We start from the raw sequence: 4,644 nt of genomic DNA, 5'->3' as shown, positions 1-4,644 counted from the left end.
CAAGAGCATTTCTTCACCACCACATTAACTGATGCCACCATCGTGAATATCGATTGCCAAATGCCACACTGCCAAGATCCGACTAAGTCTGACTTCACTCAACTGATCGAAGTGTCTCTTTCTTATCGCAAAATTGATTGGGAACACACCGTTGCAGGGACATCAGGCTCTGACGACTGGCGTGCACCACTCGAAGGTTAATTCTTTACACTCTATTTATGGGCTCTGTCATGGGCCCATTGTTCTCTGCATTTTTTGTCTTTTTTATTGCGTGTTTGTCACAGTTAAATGGGAGCTTTTATGTCAACGAATGACGCTAACAATACCCCTAAACCCCGTTTGGTATTAGATGATCCGACATCATCACCCTCTTTCAAAATAGGGATGACATTCTCTGAACAACAAGCCCGCATTAAAAAATACAGCGAATTACTTGAAACCCTAGGAAAGGGGTTACTTCATACGGGGTTAGTGTTTACTTGCCAAATTGGCGATTTACCTGAAAGCACTTTTCAAGTCACACAGTTTGATTTAAATGAAGAGTTATCAGCGCTTTTCACACTTTCGATACAAGCAGTAAGCGAGCAAAGTGATATTGATTTCGCCAACCAATTAGGCGTGGCTTCATCATTAACCGTCAGTCGTGACGGTAAAACAATCCGTACGGTTCAAGGCTTACTGGCGAGTGCCGAACAAGGCAACACCGACGGCGTTAAAACGGGGTATCAATTTGTTATTCGCCCTGAAATGTGGGTGATGACGCTTAATCAAGATAGCCGTATATTCCAACATAAAACGGTGCCTCAAATTCTTCAGCAATTGCTAGATGAAGCGCATATCAAATATGACAACCAATTTTATCAACCTGAACTGCATCAAACTCGTCGTTATATCACGCAAAAGCGCGAATCCGCTTATGCCTTCTGGTGTCGCCTAGCCTTTGAAGAAGGGATCAACTTTTGGTTTGAAGAAGGGCCAAAACTGTTTTATAGCGACAATCATTTAGGGATGACGGCGGGGATCACGCTGACGTATAACCCACAAGCGGAAACGGATATTACCGATACCACAGCAACGACATGGCGCTATACCGAACGTTTATGCAGTGATGTACGCATTGATAAAGATTATAACCCAACACGTCCTTCTTATCCGTTATCGCAAAACACAACGGGTGACGTCCATCAGCAACACCCTGTTTTTGAAAGCTATGGCCGTTTTCAAGAAGAGGAAGAAGCTCAGCCATTGAATCAATTGCGTTATGAGCAATCTCAAAATTATCGTCAAACCGGCTCGGCAAGCACTAACTGTTTTGCATTAATGCCGGGCAAAGTGTTTACCTTAACCCATCACTCAAGTGCGCGTATGAATTCGCGTTGGCAGGTGATCAGCGTTTCGCATCATGGCGTACAGCCCTCTGCGGATAATGGCGGTGGTGAGGGAACTCAACTTTCAAACAATGTCACTTTTATTCCCGGTACGCAGGAATGGCGACCGCCTTTTCATTATAAACCGCTGGCGGATGGTGATGAGTTGGCGACAGTCGTTGGTCCAGAGGGTGAGGAGATTTACACCAATGAACAAGGTGCGGTAAAAGTTTATTTTCATTGGGATAGACGCGGAAAGCCTGATCATAGTGGCTCGTGTTGGTTGCGAGTGGCACAAGGGTGGAATGGTGATGGCTTCGGCTTTATGGCGATCCCTCGCATTGGGCAAGAGGTGATTGTTTCTTATTTAAATGGCGATATTGATAGACCAATTATCACCGGTTGCACCTATAACGGTCGTAATGCTCCCCCACTTGATTTACCCAAAGAAAAAACCCGAACCACCTTTCGTACCAAGACCCATAAAGGCACAGGGTTTAATGAGTTGCGATTTGAGGATGCCGGCGGACGCGAAGAAGTGTATTTACATGCGCAGAGGGATTTAAATATTCATGTGCAACATGATAGTCATTGGCATACTCAACATGATTTCAAGCATCGCATTGATAATCAACGTTTTACTGAAATTTTAGGTGATGATCACCTTATTATGCAAGGAACACAGAAATCATTAATTGAAGGTGATGTTTCATTACAAATTAAAGGTGCAAAACATAGCAAAATTGATGATGAATTAATTGTCGAAAGTGGTATGGAAACGAGCTTTAAAAGTGGTGGAAAAATTATTCTTGAAGCCGGAACAGAAATTACCCTAAAAGTAGGAAGTAGTTTTATTCGTCTTACACCAAGTGCAATTTTTACTTCTGGTAATTTAGATATTGGCTCTAGTGGTCCAGGGAATGGGCAATCTCCAATTATTCAACTTCCAGATGGTGTTATACCTTTCGAGCAACCTCCTTATGCGATTAAGAAGTATTGTGCTGTACAAGCACAAATGTTAGGAAGTTGGATAATCAAGGAAGGTAGCCAAAAATGAGAAAAATGACTTGGGTTCAATGGATTATTTCATCATCAGAGCCAGTTTATTTATTAATAAATACATTAGCTAAGCCTAATCCAATTAATGTCATGTATGCCAATGATTGGATAGAAAAAGCATTCCCTTTATATTATAGAACGCCCCTTGCTCACCTTATTGCTCAAAGCCCATGGCTAGTACAAATAAAACCTGAATCACATATTCCTTTAAGTCAGTTGCTTGATAGCAAAACGTTTAGTGATGATTCTTGGGGATGGGCTTATCGAAGCCAGCTATCATGGGATAAACAATTATTACATTGGCAGGTTAAGCAGGTCGTTCACTTATCTAATGAATCTGTTTTATTAAGACTCGCTGATACTAGAATTGCTCGTATCCTTATTCCTGAAATGATCTATTCCGATTGGCGTAGTTTAATGATGCCAATCAGAGATATCCTGATTGATATGGATGAACCAACTCAAATTATTTCTCTTAATAAAGAAATTGAATTTCTTGATCCGATATTACAACAACGTCCTTTTATATTAGATACACATTTGATTCGAGCATGGCAAAACTCCAAGTACGCATTAACACTTTATATCGAGAATTTATCTTGTGAACTTTGGGAAAATATTCCCCAGCAAGCGCAGTTATTAGATACACCTGAAGGAATTTTAAATAAAAGAATATCTGATTGGCTACAGTATCAACGTAATAAATTAGCTGATTTAAATTTTCTTACTTATCAGAAATTTCAGCAATATGCTGAATCTCAAGGATGGTTAGTTACTCAAAGGAATGAAAAATGAGTGAGCTAAGAGATTGTTTACAGTGTGATAATTATAGGTTTTACCTTGAAATTCAATTAATCGATGATAAAGGATATCCATTAAATGATATACCTTTACTTTTACTCGAAAGAGGAACTAAAAAACAGCATCAAGGTATAACTGACCCCTTCGGTCTCCTTAAAATAGAGGGGTTGAGTAACAGACCACTTCAATTAATTATTGATGCACAAAAATTAGCAGATAAGTTGACAACAGAGCCACAGGGTTCAGTTATCCATACTAATTATGCTTCTATGGAGCAATATTGTTCTATAGAGAATTACATTCTAAGTTCACATCATCTTGCTGGCGATTTTAATCAGCAATTGCCCGATACTGTGCATGAAATGTCTCAAGGACAAATTCAACGATCGTCTCATTATAGAAATTGCCAAAAAGGTTATTCTATATTTCCACCTTACAATCAACGAATAGTTATTTCTATTCAATCTATTGCTGAACCTGTATTTGCTAAATCAGAATTGAGAGGTTTAGGAAATACACAAGCAGGTACACAAAAAGAGCCAGTGTGTCACTTTGGACGATGCAATTTAAATGGGCTAAAAGAAGGTGAATTTGTTCAAGCCATGATGTTCCCATTTCCTGTACCGAGTTTATTTCCAGCAGGTGGTAGCGGAGTAATGGCTGGAGCGGGTATTAGTGCTGCTTATCAATCGATGGATCAAGATTTTGCTAATATATCAACTAGGCCTATTTTCCCTAAATTTAGAAATCATGAGCCGTTAATTAGTACATCATTTGTAATGGCAGGGGGATTATTTTGGGTATCAACAGGCGTTTTTATTCGCCAATTATTTAATGATGACACTCTATCCTATGATGATTTACTCGAAAAGGCAGAAAATAATGAATTGGTACCAACAAGGATAAGAATTGCAGTTAATGATCAAGGTATTGCTATTCCTTACCATACTGAAAAAGGAAGTGCTAAAGAGTATGTGCCTATTATTAAAGGGGAATTAGCTTATGAATATGAAGCAAATGAAGTCCGTTCTTTAGGAGGATATCAATCAAATGATGGATTACCTTCTGAAGTTACACAGGCAAATATTTACCGTTTTATAACTCAATATGGTGTCACATATTACTTGGGAGTCACTTCATCAGGCAAAATCATTAATTTATCAGTTAAAGCTGATGATCAAGGAATACGATTAGTTAATCCTGGTTTCCCAATACAAAATCCAGATGAGTTGCCACCGCCACATACAGGAACACCAGCACAAGATTTATCAGAATTTAATTCTAATTCAGCAGGTGGATACCAGATCTATGATGAAGAACCAACAATTACCGTAACTCCTGTACCACCTGATATTGATTTTAGAGATTTTATTTTTATTACTCCAATTGCAAATGTACCTGCAATTTATGTGTATTT

The 4,644-nt window shown here is 39.0% G+C and carries 4 protein-coding genes; all 4 read left to right on the top strand.

Going from position 1 to position 4,644, the window contains the following annotated elements; translation table 11 throughout:
• Window positions 1-201, top strand: a 201-nt coding sequence (gene tssD, locus INT04_RS18995) for a type VI secretion system tube protein TssD (RefSeq protein WP_193017587.1), incomplete at its 5' end; no start/stop codon positions are given.
• 99 nt (window positions 202-300) lie between these two features.
• Entirely contained in the window at window positions 301-2,424 is a 2,124-nt protein-coding gene (locus tag INT04_RS18990; RefSeq protein ID WP_193017586.1) for a type VI secretion system Vgr family protein, read from the top strand.
• A complete protein-coding gene (locus INT04_RS18985) occupies window positions 2,421-3,221 on the top strand; it encodes a DUF4123 domain-containing protein (protein WP_193017585.1) in 801 nt (266 codons plus the stop codon). The genes INT04_RS18990 and INT04_RS18985 overlap by 4 nt, the downstream gene beginning before the upstream one ends.
• Window positions 3,218-4,644, top strand: a 1,427-nt coding sequence (locus tag INT04_RS18980) for a hypothetical protein (protein ID WP_193017584.1), incomplete at its 3' end; no start/stop codon positions are given. The genes INT04_RS18985 and INT04_RS18980, both read left to right, overlap by 4 nt.

Origin of the sequence: Proteus sp. FME41 (genome assembly GCF_014897315.1) — a bacterium.
GTDB lineage: Bacteria > Pseudomonadota > Gammaproteobacteria > Enterobacterales > Enterobacteriaceae > Proteus.
This window is presented reverse-complemented; position numbering and strand designations above follow the sequence as displayed.

What these genes read in the sequence shown, in the direction of transcription:
- INT04_RS18990 (WP_193017586.1), top strand. Translation starts at nt 301, where the DNA reads ATGTCAACGAATGACGCTAACAATACCCCTAAACCCCGTTTGGTATTA.
- INT04_RS18985 (WP_193017585.1), top strand. Translation starts at nt 2,421, where the DNA reads ATGAGAAAAATGACTTGGGTTCAATGGATTATTTCATCATCAGAGCCA.